Raw genomic sequence first — 18,287 nt, 5'->3', positions numbered from 1 at the left:
GCCTCTCCTCGGGGGCCGGCACGGCGGGTGTCTCATGTCCGGCCTGTGCCGCGCACCGTTTCAGGGCCGGACGGGTGTCCCGTGTTCGCCTGTGCCGTTTCAGGGGCCGGTACGGCGCGCGGTCTCGCGGCGGAACATCACCAGCGCCACGTCGTCCTCCCGGGCCCCGAACCGCCGGATCAACCGGTCGCAGAAGAGCTCCAGGTCGTCCCCCGTGCGCTCCGCCAGGTGCCGCACGACCTCCAGGCTCTCGTCGAGCAGTTTGTCGCGGTCCTCGATGAGCCCGTCGGTGAACAGCAGCACGGAGCCCTCCTCCGGCAGGGTCAGCCGGTCGACCCGGTAGGTCTCCTGTGCCACGCCCAGCAGGAGGTTTCCCAGCCGGTGATAGCCGGCCTCGCCGCCGTGGATGAGCAGGAGCGGGATGTGGCCCGCGTTGGCGACCTCCATCTCCCCCGTCGACGGGTCGATGATGAGCAGGCACACGGTGGCGGTCATGCGAGGGTGATAGCGCCGCAGCACCTCGTTCAGCAGGGCCATCAACGCGCCCAGGTCCTCCGTACCGATGACGGAGGCGCGTAACGCATGGCGGAGTTCCGCCATGACGGTCGCGGCCCGCAGGGAGTGACCCTGGACGTCGCCGATGGCGATGAGCACCCGCTCACCCATCCGCAGAACCTCGTAGAAGTCGCCGCCGACCTCGACGTTGTCGACGGCGGGCTGGTACCGCCAGCTGATCGTGAGACCCGGGGTCTCGGGGAGCTGCGCGGGCAGCAGGCTCCGCTGCAGGGTGAGGGCGATCGCGTGTTCCTCGGCGTACGCGCGCAGGGCGTCGACGGCCAGCGCCAGGGCCTGACCGAGCTGGCGCAGGGTGTTGGACTCATCGGCGTCGAGTGGTGGGACCGCCTCCACCCCGAGGCAGGCGGGTGGCCTGCCGAGTTTGGTGCGGCAGAGCATGGCCAAGACGTCACCGTTGATGTCCGTGTCGGGCATCAGCTTTGTCCACTCGGCGGCCGGCACCGTGAAGACCTGGGTCCCCGCGGAGCTGCCCAGCGACATCGCGCTCAGGGAGAGCAGCGCGTTCGTCGCCGCGGGCTTGGAGACGGCGCTGTTCGTCGGCGGCTTGGCGGAGAACCGGCGAATTCGGCCGTCGGGTGGGAGCGCGAGCGTTCCCGCGGGCCGGCCGAGGATCCTGCAGGCGCCCTCGACGGCGATGGCGAGGAGCTCGTCGAACGTCTCGGCGGAGTTCATCGAGAGAGTGACCTCGGTGAGGGCGGCCAGCCGCTCGGCCATCCGCTCCGCCCGCTGCCGTGCCCGGTAGTAGCGCAGCGTGGCCTCGATCGTCGCGGCGAACTCGTCGGGCTCGACCGGCTCCGCCAGATAGGCGTCGGCCCCGCGTTCGAGCCCGTGGGCCCGGTCGGCGGGAGTGATCGCCGCTCCGGAGATCTGGATCACCGGTATCGAAGCCGTCGCCTTGTCCGCCTTGATCTGCTCGCAGACCTCGTAGCCGCTGATGTCGGGCAGCCGTACGTCGAGGACGACCAGGTCCGGACGCAGTTCCCTGACCTTGGCGAGCGCCTCCAGGCCCCCGGTGGCCTGCACGACCTGATGTCCCGACCGGCGCACCCAGCTCGAGAGGATGTAGAGCTTGGTCGGCGTGTCGTCCACGACCAGCACGGTCGCCGCGCGCTCTTTCATCCCGGTGCTCCGGGGCGGTTCGCCTGCTCTTCGGCGGGCTCTCCCTCGTCTCCGCGCCCCAGGGCGTTCCGCATGCTCTCCAACAGGTTGTCCCTGCGCAGCCCGTGCTTGGAGATCATCGTGCGGGCCTCCTGCGGATACTGCCGGGAGGTGGCGACGGTCACGACGATCACCGGGACATCGCGCAACCGCTCGTCGTCGGCCATCCGAGCCATCAGGGCCGCGCCGTCGAGCCGGGGCATCATCAGGTCCACCAGGGCCAGATCCGGTGGGTTCGCCGCCATCATCTCCAGCGCCACCAACCCGTCGGGGGCCTCGTCGATGTGGGCGGCGAACCCGGTGAGCATCCGCCGGACGGTGGCGCGGAACTCGTCGTCGTCGTCGGCGAGGAGCACCCGCCCGACCACCGGGGCCCCGTCGTGGCGGTGCGGCAGCCGCAGGGTGACCGTGGTCCCGGTGCCGGCGGTGCTGGCCAGCTGCAGCGTACCGCCGAGCGCCTCGGCCAGGCGGCGGGCGTACGGCAGGCCGAGCCCCGTGCCCCTCGCCCGTCCCTGGATCGGCCCGGGCACCTGGAAGAACTCCTCGAAGACACGTTCCACGTGCTCCTCGGGAATGCCGATCCCGCTGTCCTTCACCTCGAAGACCATCTCGTGGGTGGTCTCGTCGAGGTTCACCGTCAGCTTGACCTCGCCGGCCTCCGTGAACTTCAGCCCGTTGGAGAGCAGGTTGCGCAGGATCCGGGTGAGCATCACCTCGTCCACGAACATCTCCGGCGACGCGTCCGCCACCTCCACCGTGAGCACCACCTCGTCGTTCCCGGCGGTGGGGCGCAGCGTCATGCGCAACCGCTCGGACAGCGCGACCAGGTCCACCTCGGACGACTGCGGATCGAGGCGTCCCGACTCGGCCTTGGCCATGTCGAGCAGCTCGCTCACCAGTGACAGGAGCGTCTCCGCGGAGGAGCCGATGAGCTGTATCTGGTGGAGCTGCTCCGCGGTCAGAGGCTCCCCGCCGGGACCCACCAGGAGGCGGACCAGCCCGATGACCGAGTTGAGCGGGGTCCGGAGCTCGTGGCTGACCGTGGCCCAGAACCTGTCCTTGGCGTCGCTCGCCTCCCGGAGCTGCCCGGACTTCTCGTCGAGCTCCGCATAGAGCGCCACGACGCCGCGGTTGGTCTCCTCCAGCTCCTCCGAGAGCTGGTTGTACAGCGCCAGCACGCCCTGGTTGGTCTCCTGCAGCTCGGTGTTGAGCTGTATGACCTCCTCCAGGGTCTCGGCGAGCTCGTGGTTCTGCTGGCGCAGCTCGTCGAGGGCGGTCGAGGGCGCCAGCTTGGCGAGCTTGGCGCGTATCTCCTCCCCCGAAGGTCTCGGACGGCCGGGAGGGAGTCGTTTGAGCATGCTTATCCTGCCCTGGGCGGGATCGAGCTCGATCAGGTCGACGAGACGTCTCGCCAGCGTCACTCCGTCCGAGGGGCGGAAGTCGGTCTTCGCGGAGAACTCGATCGCGATGAGCAGGCCGTCCTGATCCAGCAGGAAGACGACCGACGCGTCGATGCCCTCGCCGAGGACCTCTCGCCCGATCTCGCTCAGCGCCGTGGCCACCCGGATCTGGTCCTGGGCCTCCAGCCCGATCGTCTCCGCCACCTCCCGGCCCAGCCTGCGCATGGCGAACACGTCCTGGTCGTCCTGGACCCGGAGACGGATCAGCTCTTCCGCGGTCACGGGTCCGGCCTCACCGCGATCACGCTGGCGTCGTCCCTGCGGGTGCCCGCGTCGCGCAGCAACGTGGCGGCGACGACGGAGGGGGCGCGGGTGACAAGTCCGGGATAGGAGGTGATGTCCCAGCGTTCGGAGAGCCCGTCGGAGTGGAACACGACCACGCTGTGCGGTGGCACGGTGTATTCGTACTGGCGCAGGGTCCTGGACTGGTAGCCGGCGATGCCCGGAACCGAGATCATCCCCTGGCGGCCCTCCTGGTGGACGATCCACGCGGAGACGTTGCCGACACCGGCGAAGCTCACCGTGCCCGCCGACCCGTCGATCCGGGCCACGGCGACCGCACCGCCCCGGGTCTGGCCGAGACCGTCGTGAATGCGCTGGAGGACGGTGACCGGGGAGCGACCGTCCGAGTGCTCGAGGAACAGCCGCACCGCCTCCCGTGAGGCGTGGGCCGCCGCGGTGCCGTGGCCGAGCCCGTCACAGAGCATCACCGTCGTCGTGGCGCCGTTCTCGATGATCGCGAAGGCGTCGCCGCAGACGATCTCCTCACCGATCGGGCGGGTCACGCCGCTCGCCCGCGACGCGGGTCGCGGAGCGTCCTGGGCGATGAAGTACATGCCGAGCACCGTGCCCCGGCCGGGCAGGGAGTGAACCTCGTATCCGCTGGCCATCCGTGCGATGCCGCCGAGGCCGATGCCGAGCGTGCCCGCCGTGGAGTAGCCGTCGCGCAGGGCGCGGGAGACATCGTGCATCCCCGGCCCCCGGTCGATCGCGATGACCTCGATCGCCGAATCCAGCTCGGGATGCAGCCGGATCAGCATGACCCCCTCGACAGCGTGTTTGACCAGGTTCGACGCGGCCTCGCTGACGGCGACGGCCACCCGCCCGGCGTCCTCCTCGCCGAACCCCCGGAGCTCGGCGAGCTCGACGGCGGAGCGGCGAAGAGAGCCGATCGCGCTGGCGTCCTCGGTCCTTATCCAGGTGTCGTTCTGAGAGCGGATCACCGACCCCATTTCGTCACCGTGATCAGCGTCCCTTCTCCTGGGGCGGACCGCAGGTCGAACTCGTCGACCAGGCGGCGGGAGCCGCTGAGGCCGAGGCCGAGGCCGCCGCCGGTGGTCCACCCGTCGGTGAGTGCCTGCTGGATGTCGGGAATGCCTGGCCCGTCATCGCTGAAGGTCAGACGAAGGCCCCGCCGTACACCCTTCTGCACGATCTCGATCCGCACCTGCCCGCCCCCCGCGTAGACCAGCGCGTTGCGGGCCAGCTCGCTGGCCGCGGTCACCACCTTGGTCTGGTCGACGAGGGAGAGCCCCATCTCGATCGCTGCGGTCCTGACGTGCTGGCGCACCAGGACCACGTCGCTGTTGCTGTTCACGGGCAGCTCGCCGGCCATCGTCACCGCGTGGCCGAGGCGATCTGGACGCTCTCGATGTGATTCAGCAGGGCGACGCCCTTCTCAAGGTTGAGGGCGGTGCGCACTCCTCCGAGCGAGAGGCCCAGCTCCACGAGGGTGATCGCCACCGCCGGTCGCATGCCGACGACGACCGTCTCGGCGTCGAGCATCCGGGAGATTCCCGCGATGGTGGCCAGCATGCGGCCGATGAAGGAGTCGACGATCTCCACGGCGCTGATGTCGATGATCACTCCGCGGGCACCGGTCGCGACCACCTGCTCCGACAGATCCTCCTGGAGCGCGAGCACGCTCTGGTCCTGGAGGTCGATCTGGATGGAGACGATGAGGATGTCCCCGAGTTTGAGGATGGGCACACGGTCCATCAGTCCTCCACCGTCCGTACGGCGATGCGGGACCCTCTGCTCTTGGTGAACTCGACACCGCTGGCGCGCAGCGTGTGGGCGAGCGCGTCGGCGAGCGTGGCCTTGGTCACGATGTCGCCGAACTCGATGCCGAGGGTGACGATGGTGTGGGCGATCTGCGGGCGGATGCCGGAGATCACGCACTCCGCGCCCATCAGCCGCGCCGCCACCACGGTCTTGAGCAGGTGCTGGGCGACCTGGGTGTCCACGGCGGGCACGCCGGTGATGTCGATGACCGCGTGCTCCGAACCGGTGTCGACCAGGATCTGCAACAGTTTCTCCATCACCACCTGCGTTCTGGCCGAGTCGAGCGTGCCGACCAGGGGGACTGCGACGATGCCGTCCCAGAGCTTGACCACCGGGGTGGAGAGCTCCAGGAGCTGCTCGGCCTGGTCGAGGATGACCTTCTCCCTGGCCGTCGCGTAGCTCTCCACGGTGAAGAGCCCCAGATCGTCAATGACCCGGGAGAACCAGATGAAACCTCTCAGGGCCTCGGGGGAGGCGTCGTCCTCGACGCTCTCGTAGAGGGCCTCCTTCAACCCGAACACCACGATGGCGGTCTCGGTCGAGGTGAACCCCTGGCGGGCACGGGTCCGTGAGAGCTCGGCGAGCAGACCGCGCAGATCGCTCAGGTCGCCGGAGTCGCCGAACGACTGGCGCAGCGCCTGGTAGAGCTCGCGGAGCTGGCTCGCCAGACTGCTGCGGTCCACCTGGCCGCCGGAGGCGGAACCGGCTATCTCAAGCCAGCGTTTGAAGACGCGGTCCTCGTTCTCCTGCAGAAGCTCTTCGATGCGACGCCGACCGGCGTCCGCGGGGATGGACAAGATGACTCCCATGCGTGCGGCCTATGGATAGCTCGCACGAAAGATTACATGAAACGCCCTGCTTAGGGCCGGTTTGGTGGTTCGGCCGGGTCTGTTCCGGTTAGGGATCAAACAGGCCGAAATGTAAGAGCGGGCCGACTGATCCCGCTGCTCACTTCGAGAATCTTTCCAGTGATATGGCCTCGGCGGGGGAGGTCGGGGACAATGGAGCCGTCGCCCCCTCACGGTCCGGGCGCGGACACCACATCGGCGCCTGCCCGGGTCGCCGCGTCGGCTGCGCCAGTACCACATCTTACGTCGATGCCGCGCCCCGGGGGGATGTCGTGGCCCGCACCACCGGCGCGGCCCGTGCCGGTGATCACGACAACCTGATCGACGACCCGTCAATCGGCTCAGGATCACCGTTCGATCGCCCTGATTAACAACTTAGGCTGATCGCGGGTCGCTGTTCAACGGGCTGGCTTGCACGGAAAGGGCTTCGTGGGCTGCACTGTAGGAGTGTCGAAACCGTACAAAAGCCGCTAAAACGACAGTGGTCGACCAAGGTTTGGATTGCTAACATAAGGCAAATCTAACGAGATGCTATGACGCAAGTTGCTCCGGCGACTACTGTTACAGGCGAGGAAGAAGTAGTCTGAGCTGTGAAAAGCCGCTCAGGGCTTGATGCGGCCGGGGAACCGTAGGTCAGAAGTGGTTGCGGTGAGGTGGCGTTCTTCCTCATTAGCCTGTACAACGAGCTGACTTGTGAAATAACGTAACTGAACTGAAATCGCCCGATCATGATCTCGGCGATACTGTCGCCGCACAACAGATACGCGGATGAGAGCAGGAGACCCCCGATGTCGTCCGTACTCAGAGCGGGCCTGATGGGCACGACGCCCGGCAGTGTCTGGGTCGGCTCCTCCCACCCGGCAGTGGTCCCCTCCCAAGTATCTTTCCCTGCACACAAGGCGGTGATGCGATGACGGTCCGCCTTCTGACCAACATTGGCCGGCTATGGACCGGCAATGACGTGTTCAGCAACGCGGCGATCCTCGTTCACAACGATCGAATCGCCTGGGTCGGCCGCGCGGCCGACCTGCCGCAGAGCGTGCCCGGCGTGGTGGACGACATCGTCGATGTCGACCACGTCGAGAACCTGGGCGGCGCGCTGGTCACACCTGGTCTGATCGACGCCCACACCCATCCGGTCTACGCGGGCAACCGCTACGCCGAGATGGCCATGCGCTCCAGCGGCTCCACCCCGTCCGCCATCACCGCGGCCGGCGGCGGCATCGGCTCCACCGTGACGGTGACCCGCGGCACCGACCCCTGGACCCTGTGCAACGGCGTGCGCGAGCGACTGCACGACTGGTTGCTCAGCGGCACCACCACCGTCGAGGCCAAGACCGGCTACCACCTCACCCGCGACGGCGAGCTGGCCGACGTACGGCTCCTGCGCGAGCTTGAGAAAGAGCCGATGATGCCGCGGGTGCACGTGACCTTCATGGCCGCGCACGTCGTCCCGCCGGAATACTTCGGCCGTCAGCGCGACTACATCGAAGCCGTCGGCGCCTGGTGCGCCGACGCCGCGGCGGCCGGCGCCGACAGCGTCGACGTCTACTGCGACGAGGGCCACTTCACCACCGAGGAAGCCCGCTGGGTCCTCGGCTCCGGCCGTAACGTCGGCCTGCTGCCCCGCGTGCACGCCGGCGCCTACAGCCGTCGCGGCGCCGTCCAGCTCGCCGCCGAACTCGGCTGCGCCTCCGCCGACCTCCTCCACCACACCACCGACGAGGACATCGCGATCCTGGCCCGCTACGGCGTCCCCGCCGTGGTCTGCCCGGGCACCGCACTCCAGCGTGGCAGCCTGCCACCCGTCCGCCGCATGCTCGCCCAGGGTGTCACCGTGGCACTCGGCAGCGACCACAACCCCGGCCACTGCGGGATCACCTCGATGTCCCTGGTCATCAGCCTCGCGGTGGCGGCCTTCGGCATGAGCGTCGGCGACGCGCTCCGCGCCGCGACGCTCGGCGGAGCCACCGCCCTCGGCGCTCCCGACCGTGGCGTCCTCGCCCCCGGCCGCCTGGCCGACATCGTCCAGTGGGACGCCGACCACGAAGGCGCCTTCGCCTGGGCCTTCGGTCTCAAGCCCCGCCGAGTCTGGCGCGGCGGCACCCCCGTCCAGTAACACCGCGATCCCCGCCCGGCGGCGCCATCCGTACGCGACAGTGATGGCACCGCCGTCCGGTGTCGGCACGAGCACCGGTGCGCCGTCGCGGATCCGGGCCGGCGCGTCCGGCGGCCACGGGATCGCGAGGCCGTACGGAGAACGACGCCGCGGTGACTTTTGTATCCCTCAGGTGATCTCCCCTGGATAACCTCTGGATATGTCACCACCGGTCACCGTCGTCACAGACTCCACGGCGTATCTCCCGCGGGAGGAGGTCTCCCGCCTGGGGATCGTCGTGGTGCCGCTCCAGGTGGTCGTGGACGGCCGGGCACTCGACGACATGGTGCAGATCGACAGCGCGGAGATGAACGACGCGCTCAGGAAACGGGTTCCGGTGACGACCTCCAGACCCGCCCCCCAGCGCTTCGCGGACGCCTACGAGGAGGCGATGGCCCGGGGCGCGGCCGGCGTCGTCTCCATCCATCTGTCGGGGGAGATGTCGGGCACCGTCCAGGCGGCCCGCGCCGGAGCCGAGAACTCGCCGGTCCCGGTCGACGTCATCGACAGCAGGTCGATCGCGATGGGCCTCGGGTTCCCCGTCCTCGCCGCCGCGGAGGCGGCGGCCCGTGGCGCGTCGCCGGCCGAGGTGGCGGACGCCGCCCGCCGCTGCATGGAATCGGTGCGCAGCTTCTTCTACGTCGACACCCTGGAGCATCTCCGCCGGGGAGGCCGCATCGGCGCGGCGGCGACCCTGCTCGGATCCGCCCTGATGATCAAACCGCTCCTGCACATCTCCGACGGTGTGATCGTCCCCCTCGAAAAGGTCCGCACCGCGAGCCGGGCCATCGCCCGCCTCGAAGACCTCGCTGTCCAGGCCGCGGGCACGGCTCCGGTGGAGGTCGCCGTCCAGCACCTCGACGCCCTGCCTCGCGCGGAGGCTCTGGCCGCACGGCTGCCCCGGCGCATCCCCACCCTGGTCAGGGTCACCGTGGTCGAGGTCGGTGCGGCCGTCGGCGCCCACGTGGGCCCCGGCATGCTCGGCCTGACCCTCTCCTCCCCGCCTTCCCCATGAGGCCGTTCGCGGAGAAGACGCCGATGTTTACTGGGTCGGCACCGAATCTGCCGCAGTGGTCGCGATCCGGGATCCGCCCCGCCGCTGAGCGATAATCAATGGCGTGCGGTTCGGCATCCTTGGCCCGGTAGAAGCACGCTCCACCGAGGGAGATCTGGTCTCCGTCGGTGGGCCGCGGCTGCGCGCGCTGCTCGCCCTGCTACTCGTCGACGCGGATCGGGTGGTCACCGTGGAGCGGATGATCGACGGTCTCTACGGCGAGACGCCGCAGTCCGGTGCGGCGAACGCCCTCCAGTCCCAGGTGTCCCGGCTCCGCCGTGGGCTGCGGAACAGGGTCGAGTTCCATCCGGCGGGTTATCGGCTCGTGGTCGATCGCGAGGACGTCGACGCGCATCGGTTCGAGCGGCTCGCCCGTGAGGGGCGGCGTGCGCTGGCTGCCGGTGATCACCCTCGGGCGGCCGGTCTGCTGCGTGAGGGACTGGGCCTGTGGCGAGGGGCGGCCCTGGCAGATGTGTCCGACGCACCGTTCGCCAGTGCCCAGGCGGCTCGCCTCGAAGAGCTGCGGATCGCCGCCTTCGAGGACCTCGCCGACGCGGAGCTGGCGCTGGGCGAACACCGCGGGATCGTGACGGAGCTTCAGGAGATGGTGGCCGCGCACCCGGTGAGGGAGAGGCTGCGGGGACAGCTCATGCGGGCGCTGTACGGCGCGGGCCGGCAGGCCGAGGCGCTCCTGGCGTTCGAGGACGCCCGGCGGACCTTGGCCGAGGAGGTGGGTGCGGATCCGTCCGCCGAACTCGCGGAGGTGCATCTGGCCGTGCTGCTGGCGACGCCCTCGCTCGCTGCTCGCCTGACCCTGCCCGCCCAGTTCAGTAGTTTTGTGGGACGTGGGGAGGAGCTCGCGCGGGTCGGCGGGCTGCTGGGCGGGGCGCGTCTGGTCACGCTCACGGGTGCGGGTGGGGTGGGGAAGACCCGGCTGGCGATCGAGGCGGCCCGGCGGCAGGCGGGCGAGGTGTGCTTCGTGGATCTGGCCTCCCTCGGCGAGGGCGCGGAGGTGGCGCAGGTGGTCATCGCGGCGCTGGGCCTGCGTGAGTCCGGACCGCTCCCGCCGGTGTCAGGCTCACCGGATTCCGACACTCGCCTGGTCACAGGTCTCGCGGGCCGCCGGATGCTCCTCGTCCTCGACAACTGCGAACACCTCGTCGGCGAGGTGGCACGGCTGGTCCGGCGACTGCTGGGTGCCTGTCCCGAGCTGCGGGTGCTGGCCACCAGCAGGGAGACGTTGGGCATCACGGGCGAATCGCTGTGCCCGTTGTCGCCGCTCGCGCTCCCGGCGCTCGGAGCCGCGCCCGAGGAGGCGCTTGGTTATCCGGCCGTACGGCTGTTCGCCGATCGGGTCGCCGCGGTGCGACCGGAGTTCGAGGTGAACGCCGGTAACGTCGAGACGGTCCTGCGGATATGCGCGACCCTCGACGGTCTCCCGCTGGCCATCGAGCTGGCCGCCGCGCGGCTGCGGTCGCTCACGGTCGATGAGGTCGCCGCCCGGCTGGACGACCGGTTCGGGCTCCTGTCCCGTGGCGACCGTACGGCGGCGGCACGGCACCGGACGCTACGCGCGGTGATCGAGTGGAGCTGGGACCTCCTCGACGAGAACGAGCGGCTGCTGGCCCGGCGACTCACGGTTTTCAGTGGAGGCGCCACCCTGGAGGCGGCCGCGCGGATCTGCGGTGTGCCCGATGCCGCGGACCTGATGGCCGGCCTGGTGGACAAGTCCCTGGTGGAGGCGGACGGTGGGCGATACCGCATGCTCGACACCGTTCGCGCGTTCTGCGTCGAGCGGCTGACCGACACCGGAGAGCAGGAAGAGCTACGGCGTGCCCATGCCGTCTACTTCCTCGACTTCGCCGAAACCGCCGATCCCCGCCTGCGCGGCGCGGAACAGCTGGGGTGGATGGCCAGGCTGACCGCCGAGCACGGCAATCTCCATGCGGCGCTGCGCTGGGCCGTCCGCGCCGACACGGAGCTGGGGTTGCGCCTGGTCGCCGCGCTGTCATGGTACTGGTGGCTGAGCGGCCTGCGTGACGAGAGCGCTCCGCTGGCCGCAGAGCTCATCGACGTGCTCGGCGCTCGGTCCATCACCTCGGGTCCGTCTCCCGGGCCGCCTCCCGGGCTGGCGGAGGAGTATGTCCTGTGCGTCGTGAACGCCGCGGGCGGATCTTCCGCCCTGGAGCGGATCCAGTCGAGCACGATCCCCCCGGGACAGTGGCTTCGGCGACCGCAGCTTCTTCTCCTGTTCTCCATGGCGGGTGGTCCACGGCCCGCCGGCCTTCCGATCCCGCCCGGTTTGCTCGGTCCCGATCCGTGGTCCCAGGGGCTGGGGCGGCTGGACGAGGGTTTCCGGCGTTTGTTCAGTGGGGAACCGGCCAGGGCCGAAGCGGCGTTCCGGCAGGCACTCGACAGTTTCCGCTCGATCGGCGACAGGTGGGGAATCGCCAACTCGCTGGACCGGCTGGCCGAGCTCGCCGGCTGGCGGGGCGACCGGGGAAGGTCCCTCGCGCTGACCGAGGAGGCGCTCGCCCTGCTCGGGCAGCTTGGTGCCGTCGAGGACACCGCGGACCTGTTGTGCCGGCGTGCCTACGGGGTGATGCGGGTCGGCGGCAGCCTCGCCGCCGCATACGGCGACTACGAACGCGCCGTCGAGCTGGCCCGTACGGCCGGCATACCGGAGACGGCGGCCAGCGCATCGGAGACGGTGGCCGGCGCGCATCGGGGGCTCGGTGAGATCGCGCGCCTCCGCGGCGACCTGGTCGGGGCCCGCCGCCTGTTCGAGCTGGCGCTGGACGGGTGTGCCATCGGGCCGGCAGGCACCGGGGAAACACGGTCGCGGGCACTGGTCGGACTGGGCCGGATCGCCGAGGCCGAGGGAAACACCGACGAGGCCCGATACCGGCACCACCAGGCACTGACCGTCGCGCTCGACCACCGGAACCACCCGGCGGCCGCCGACGCGATCGAAGGCGCCGCAGGGCTCGCCCTGCTCGAAGGCGATGGTGAGCGGGCCGCGTTGCTGCTGGGCGTGGCCGTGGCGGTACGCGGCACGTCGATCGCCGGAGACACCGACGTCGCCCGCGTCGCCACCGGTTCCCAGGGTCGGATCGGAGACGGGAGATACGCCGCGGCCTTCGAACGGGGGGCGGCGATGACCCTGCGGGAGGCGCTCGCCCTGCTCGGGACAGCGCCGTCCGGTGCGTGACGGTCATTGGGACGGTGTAGTCCGGTGCGTGACGGGGGTCGGGACGGTGTCGGCCGGTGCGTGACGGTCGGCGTTCGGTGCGTGGACGGTCAGAGCCTTCATCAAGACTGGCCGCATCAACCACCGGCAAGGGAGTTCGACATGGCGAAACTGACCGGAAAGACGGCACTGGTGACCGGAGCCTCGCGGGGCATCGGCCGGGCCATCGCCCAGCGACTGGCCGCCGACGGCGCACTGATCGCCGCGCACTACGGAAGCGACGAGGCCGCGGCGAAGGACACGGTGGCCTCGATCGAGCAGGCCGGCGGGCGGGCCTTCCCGGTCCGGGCCGAGCTCGGTGTCGACGGCGACGTGGACACCCTGTTCGCCGCGCTCGAAGAGGGGTTGTCAGGGCAGCCGCTCGACATCCTGGTCAACAACGCGGCCGGCCCATCGGACGGCCCCATCGAGGAGGCCACCCCGGAGGGGTTCGACCGCCTCTTCGCGGTCAATGTGAAGGCGCCGTTCTTCATCATCCAGCGGGCTCTTCCCTTGCTGCGCGACGGCGGGCGCATCATCACCATCTCCTCCACCTGCACCCGGGTCGCCACGCCCTTCCAGACCTCGTACGCGATGACCAAGGGGGCCGTCGAGGTCATGGGCCGAACGCTGGCCAACGCGCTGGGCACCCGGGGAATCACGGTGAACACCGTGACACCGGGCGCCACCGTCACGGATCTGAACGCTTCGCTGTTCAAGACTTCCGGTGCCGAGGTGTACCTGGCCGCCATGACCGCGCTCGACCGCCTCGGCCAGCCCGCCGACATCGCCGACGTCGTGGCGTTCCTCGCCTCCCACGACGCCCGCTGGATCACCGGCCACGTACTCGACGCCAGCGGCGGCATGTATCTCGGCCCCCGGGCGTGAACCTCACGACGTTGAGCTCTGGCGATGGCGCTCGCTTGGCGCGGTCGAGGGATATCCGGTGGCGCCGTCCTTGCGGCCGGTCGTATCGTGCGGGCCTGGGATCGGCGAGGTAGAGCGGGCGGTATGAAGACAAGACTGCGGATGTTGCGCGTCGGTGACCGTGGATGCGCGTGGACGGCCGGGATCCGCCATGTGAAGGGCGAGGTCGACTGCCATCGGGCCATCCGCCTGCGCGTGTGGGGGGCCGGGAAGAACAGCCGGGCGCTGCAGGTGGACCTGGTGTCGAAGTTCTGGCCCGGACCGTGGGGAGCGTGCACGACCGACAACGCCTACCCGACGTCGAAGGATGTGCGGGCGGTCGTTGACTACGCGCTGGAGCACGGCTGGGAGCCGGACGCGGTCGGCGGGACGTTCTCGCTGACCGAGAGCGGGCACGCCAGGGCATTCGAGCTCACCCATTTCCTGATCACCGATCGGATGCGGGACCCGAACGCGCCGGATCCAAGCGCGCGGGTGATCCATGCGTATGAGCAACGGAGTGGTTCCGCCGTCTGAACCACAGGATCGATGGTTCAGCGCGTCCTGCGGTAGCGGGTCATCGGCCCGAGCAGGCCGGGCACCACCTCGAACGGGGTCATGCCCAGCCGCTCGACGACCGCGACCGACGCGGCGTTGTCCGCGTCGACCTCGGCCAGCACCTCGGGCAGCCCGAGCGGACCGAGGGCGTGCTCCACCACGGCGCGGGCGGCCTCGGTGGCATATCCCTTGCCCCATGCGCCGGGCTCCAGGCTGTAGAGGACCTCGATTCCGAGATCCTCCAGCGGTCGTAGCCCGGCCGTGCCGACCAGGTCGTTCCCGCCCGCCTCCCGGATCAGCCAGAGGCCGTACCCGGCCGCGGCGAAGCTTCCCACGCTGTCCTCGACGGCCTCGGTGATCTCCGCGGGGGACAGCACCACCCCGTCGAACAGGAACTTCCGCACGTCCGGCGCGGTCCAGTGAGCCAGCAGCCCGGCTTGGTCCTGTACGGTCACCGGGCGCAGGATCAGGCGTTCCGTCGTCAGAAGGTGGTTCACGGTCGCCAGACTACCGACCAGGTCTTTCACGGCCGTCAGGTTACCGACCAGCTCGCGGAGACCACCCGGCTGTGCTTCCGGGCTTCCCGGCGGCGTTCACCGGAACCGCCTTGGCCGCGCGTCCTGGCGGCACTCGTCGGGCGGACGGCCCCGGCGTGGGCGCCGACTCGATGGACGACATACGCGGCCGGGCCGTGAACGTGACCGAGCCGGTGGTGCGGTCTGTCCACAGTTCCGCGCTCCGGCCGATGGTTATCCACAGAGTCGAATTCGGCCGGGATTCGTTGTACGGCGCCACCGTAGCGTCCTGGGCGTGCGGACCACAGGTGAGACCTCCGAGCGATTCCGAGCTGAGTCGCGGCTGCGGATGCTGACGGGGGCCGACGCCCTCGATGACGGGGCCGGCTCATCCGGGCCGCTCCGCGTAAGCTCGTCCCGGCTGGAGGATCCGGCCCATCCTGACGATCGCAGCGGTTCGGTCGGTTCGGTCGGTTCGGTCGGTTCGGTCGGGTCAGCCGGGTCGGCCCGCTTCTCCGGTACGAATGGTCCTGCTCGTCGTGACGATTGGGCGGGGCCGGAGGGTCCGGCTCACCGTGACGGACCCTCCGCCCGTATGCGCTCCGCGCCGATTCCACCCTCCTTTCACGCCCTCCGTAAGGTCGTCGCCGCACAGGGGCCCGTGCTCGGCCCCGGCGGTCCCGGATTGCGTCTGCTTCTTCTCATCGCCCTGATCGCCGCCGTCGTGGGTGGCGTATACGCCTGGCAGTCCCAGCCGGAGCCCGAGCCACTGCCTCCGCCCGCGCCGCTCTCCGGATCCCCCCTCTCGGCACCCGTCTCCGCCTCACGCCCGCAACCCACGCCCGCCGTCGAGCTGACCGTTCACGTGACCGGCAAGGTTCGCCACCCTGGAGTGATCATGCTGCCCGGTGGTTCTCGAGTCACCGACGCGGTCCAGGCCGCAGGGGGCGTTCGTAAAGGAGCCGCCCTGGGGCCTCTCAACCTCGCACGAAAGATCATCGACGGTGAACAGATCGTTGTCGGTTCACCCGGCCCGGGCGTCGTGGCGGCGCCCGCCCCGGTCGATCCCGCCACGGCTGTCATCGACCTCAACACCGCCACTCCGGAACAGCTCGAACAGCTGCCGGGCGTCGGCGAGGTGCTCGCTCGCCGCATCGTCGAATACCGCGACAAAAACGGTGGCTTCCGCAATGTCGAGCAGCTCCGGGAGGTCAGCGGCATTGGAGATCGAAAGTACGCCGAGATGAGGGAGAAGGTCCGCGTATGACCCGGCGCTCATGTCGATGGTGGGCCCGATCCGAGTTGGTGCGTCCGCCTTCAACCCGAACACGAATGCGGGCCTGGGCTGCGTCCTCGTCTCATCAGCGTGGGCCGGGACCATGACGCGGTTCAGCGCGTCTGCCGTGGTCCATGACGGCGATGCCGCGGAGAATAGCCGGCGCGCACACGCCCTTCACCTGGTGCTGCCGGCTCTCGCCTCATGGGCCACCGCCCTCACCTTGCTGGGCTGCTCCGCCTCGGCCGGTGCCGTGGTGGCCGTGGTGGTGCTCGCGGGCATGCTCATCGTGGTCGTCATGGTTCCCGCCGAGGGAATCGCGGGCTGGCGGAACGTCGTGGTGGCGGTGCTGGGATGCGTGGCCGCCGTCGCCGGGACGACGGCCTTCCGGGTGCACGCGGTCAGCACGGGACCGGTGGCCGCGCTGGTGGAGCAGCGGGCCTCGAGGGTGATGGAAGCAGTGGTGACCGACGATCCCCGGGCGTTGCCGCAGCACGGCGGGCTGTTTCGACGGGAGAGCTTTGTGGTCTCCGCCCGGGTCGAATCGATCGGGGCGGGGGCGGACCGGGTGGCGTTGCGGGCTCCGGTGGTGCTGCTCGCCTCGGGAGGGGAGTGGCGTTCCCTGTTGCCCAGCCAGCGAATCGCGGTCACCGGGCGGTTCGCCCCGCCCAATCCCGGCGAGCTGCTCGCCGGGACGGTGCTGGTACGGGGGCCACCGCGAGTCCTGAGCGGACCCTCGTGGATGCAGGGTGTGGCCGAGGTGCTCCGGTCAGGGTTGAGGGAAGCGGCCGGTGTGCTGCCACCGGCCCAGCGCGGTCTGTTGCCGGGCCTGGTGGTCGGTGACGTGTCGCGCATGGACGAGCAGGTCAGAGCCGATTTCAAGGAAGCCGGGCTCAGTCACCTTACGGCGGTTTCCGGGGCCAATCTGGCGATCGTGGCCGGAGCCGCGGTCGCGCTGGCCAGGACGGCGGGGCTCCCTCTCGCGGCCCGGGCGGTGCTGGCCGCGCTGGCCATGCTCGCCTTCGCGGTGGTCGCCCGCCCATCGCCGAGCGTGCTCCGAGCCCTTCTTATGGGCGGTGTCGCAGCCGTGGCGCTCGGCACAGGCCGGGTGCGTGACGGCGTCGCGGCCCTGTCGGCGACCGTCCTGGGGCTGATCTTCTTCGACCCGGCCCTCGCCCGGTCCTACGGTTTCGCCCTGTCGGTCTGTGCCACCGCGGGCATCCTGGTTCTCGCTCCCCGCTGGCGGGATCGGCTTTCGAGGCGAATGCCCCGATGGGCCGCCGAAGCGACCGCCGTGGCGGCGGCGGCCCAGGCCGCCGTCACCCCGGTGCTGATCCTCATGTCGGGACAGCTCACGCCGGTGGCGATCCCGGCCAACCTGCTGGCGGGTCCCGCCGTCGCACCCGCCACCCTGCTGGGCGTCGTCGCGGCGCTGGTCGCACCGCTGCACATGGGGACCGCTCAGCTGCTGGTCCGCCCGGCGGGTCTGGCCACCGGATGGATCATCGGGGTGGCGGAGCACGCGGCCGGACTCCCGCTGGCCGTGATCCCATGGCCGGGTGGTGTCACCGGGCTGATCGCGCTGGCCGTCGCCGTCCCGGTCGCGGTGCTGGCTCTGCGACATCGGTGGCCGCGCTGGATCCTCCTGGCCGTGGCGGGAGGAGCGATCGCAGCGGTGGCCGTGACCGCGCCGATCGTGGCCCGCTGGCCGCCCCGAGACTGGTTGCTGGTGATGTGCGACGTCGGTCAGGGAGACGCGCTGCTGGTCGCGGCGGGGCCCGGCCGGGCCGTGGTGGTGGATGCGGGGCCCGATCCGGTGCTGATGGATCGGTGCCTGCGTTCGATGGGTGTCAGAGAGGTGCCGCTGGTCATCCTGACCCATCCGCACGCCGACCATATCGGTGGGCTGGACGGGGTTTTCCGGGGGCGGGAGGTGGGGGCGGTGGTCGTGACCCCGCAGGGGGTCGGGGGCCGCGAGAGCGCCAGGCTGAGCAGCGATCTGGCCCGTCACCGGGTCGTCGAGTGGGTGGCCCGACCGGATGCGAGATGGCGGTTGGGGCCCTCCGAACTCACGATCATCGGCCCGTCGGCCGAGACGTCCCCGCAGGGGGCGGGAGAGGGGGCGGCCGTCAACAACGCCAGCGTCGTGGTGCACGTGCGCTGGGCGGCCGGGGCGGCGCTGCTCAGCGGTGATGTCGAGACCGAGGCCCAGGCGGAGCTGCTGCTGCGGGGCCTGCCCCCCGCCGAGATTTTCAAGGTCCCTCATCATGGATCCGGTCGATACGATCCCGCTTTTTTCGCGGCGTCCGGTGCCCGTGCGGCGCTGATCAGCGTCGGAGCGGGCAACGACTACGGCCATCCGGCCCCGTCGGCCCTGGCCCAGCTGCACCGGATCGGTGCGCGAATTTATCGGACGGACCTGTCGGGCGACCTCGCCGTGGTGGCCCGTGACGGAGCCCTGTCCGTCATCTCCCGCGGCCACTAG

At 70.2% G+C, this 18,287-nt stretch carries 14 protein-coding genes; 7 read left to right on the top strand and 7 right to left on the bottom strand.

Annotated features, from left to right (window positions below):
* Positions 1-99: 99 nt before the first annotated feature.
* Genes CHC08_RS23285 through CHC08_RS23260 form a run of 6 tightly spaced genes read right to left on the bottom strand, consistent with a single transcriptional unit; the run spans position 100 to position 6,067 of the window.
* Complete coding sequence (locus CHC08_RS23285; protein ID WP_089209467.1) at positions 100-1,695, bottom strand: fused response regulator/phosphatase; 1,596 nt, start codon at positions 1,693-1,695, stop codon at positions 100-102.
* Entirely contained in the window at positions 1,692-3,416 is a 1,725-nt protein-coding gene (locus tag CHC08_RS23280) for an ATP-binding response regulator (RefSeq protein WP_245878492.1), read from the bottom strand. Before CHC08_RS23280 ends, CHC08_RS23285 begins: the two co-directional genes overlap by 4 nt.
* On the bottom strand, positions 3,413-4,426 hold the full coding sequence (locus CHC08_RS23275; protein ID WP_089209466.1) for an ATP-binding protein: 1,014 nt from the start codon (positions 4,424-4,426) through the stop codon (positions 3,413-3,415). The genes CHC08_RS23280 and CHC08_RS23275 overlap by 4 nt, the downstream gene beginning before the upstream one ends.
* Positions 4,414-4,809: an anti-sigma regulatory factor gene (locus CHC08_RS23270; RefSeq protein WP_089209465.1), complete on the bottom strand. Its 396-nt coding sequence runs from the start codon at positions 4,807-4,809 to the stop codon at positions 4,414-4,416. The genes CHC08_RS23275 and CHC08_RS23270 overlap by 13 nt, the downstream gene beginning before the upstream one ends.
* A 2-nt stretch (positions 4,810-4,811) precedes the next feature.
* On the bottom strand, positions 4,812-5,192 hold the full coding sequence (locus tag CHC08_RS23265) for an STAS domain-containing protein (protein WP_179282168.1): 381 nt from the start codon (positions 5,190-5,192) through the stop codon (positions 4,812-4,814).
* A complete protein-coding gene (locus CHC08_RS23260; RefSeq protein WP_179282167.1) occupies positions 5,192-6,067 on the bottom strand; it encodes an STAS domain-containing protein in 876 nt (291 codons plus the stop codon). The genes CHC08_RS23265 and CHC08_RS23260 overlap by 1 nt, the downstream gene beginning before the upstream one ends.
* Positions 6,068-7,016: 949 nt before the next feature.
* Here CHC08_RS23260 and hutI point away from each other — a divergent pair.
* The 5 genes from hutI to CHC08_RS23235 all read left to right on the top strand — a co-directional run bounded on the left by hutI (position 7,017) and on the right by CHC08_RS23235 (position 13,990).
* Entirely contained in the window at positions 7,017-8,225 is a 1,209-nt protein-coding gene (gene hutI / locus CHC08_RS23255; RefSeq protein ID WP_089209464.1) for an imidazolonepropionase, read from the top strand.
* Positions 8,226-8,424: 199 nt separating this feature from the next.
* Positions 8,425-9,279 (top strand): DegV family protein, encoded by an 855-nt coding sequence (locus CHC08_RS23250; protein WP_089209463.1) that lies wholly within the window; start codon positions 8,425-8,427, stop codon positions 9,277-9,279.
* A 103-nt stretch (positions 9,280-9,382) separates the two neighbouring features.
* Positions 9,383-12,529 carry an ATP-binding protein gene (locus CHC08_RS23245; RefSeq protein WP_089209462.1) on the top strand — a complete coding sequence of 1,049 codons (3,147 nt, stop codon included), beginning with the start codon at positions 9,383-9,385 and terminating at the stop codon, positions 12,527-12,529.
* Positions 12,530-12,670: 141 nt separating this feature from the next.
* The gene (locus CHC08_RS23240) at positions 12,671-13,435 is read left to right on the top strand and encodes an SDR family oxidoreductase (RefSeq protein WP_089209461.1); all 765 of its coding nucleotides are present in this window, start codon (positions 12,671-12,673) and stop codon (positions 13,433-13,435) included.
* Between the two features lie 123 nt (positions 13,436-13,558).
* Positions 13,559-13,990: a hypothetical protein gene (locus tag CHC08_RS23235; protein WP_089209460.1), complete on the top strand. Its 432-nt coding sequence runs from the start codon at positions 13,559-13,561 to the stop codon at positions 13,988-13,990.
* A gap of 17 nt (positions 13,991-14,007) precedes the next feature.
* Here the strand turns inward: CHC08_RS23235 and CHC08_RS23230 are convergent, their stop codons facing one another.
* Positions 14,008-14,538, bottom strand: a complete 531-nt coding sequence (locus CHC08_RS23230) for a GNAT family N-acetyltransferase (RefSeq protein ID WP_179282166.1) — start codon at positions 14,536-14,538, stop codon at positions 14,008-14,010.
* 853 nt (positions 14,539-15,391) lie between these two features.
* Here CHC08_RS23230 and CHC08_RS51635 point away from each other — a divergent pair.
* Together CHC08_RS51635 and CHC08_RS23220 are read left to right on the top strand one after the other, a co-directional pair.
* Entirely contained in the window at positions 15,392-15,793 is a 402-nt protein-coding gene (locus tag CHC08_RS51635) for a ComEA family DNA-binding protein (protein ID WP_245878491.1), read from the top strand.
* Between the two features lie 193 nt (positions 15,794-15,986).
* Positions 15,987-18,287: a ComEC/Rec2 family competence protein gene (locus tag CHC08_RS23220; RefSeq protein WP_245878490.1), complete on the top strand. Its 2,301-nt coding sequence runs from the start codon at positions 15,987-15,989 to the stop codon at positions 18,285-18,287.

It is taken from the genome of Streptosporangium subroseum (genome assembly GCF_900188345.1).
Taxonomy (GTDB): domain Bacteria; phylum Actinomycetota; class Actinomycetes; order Streptosporangiales; family Streptosporangiaceae; genus Streptosporangium; species Streptosporangium subroseum.
This window is presented reverse-complemented; position numbering and strand designations above follow the sequence as displayed.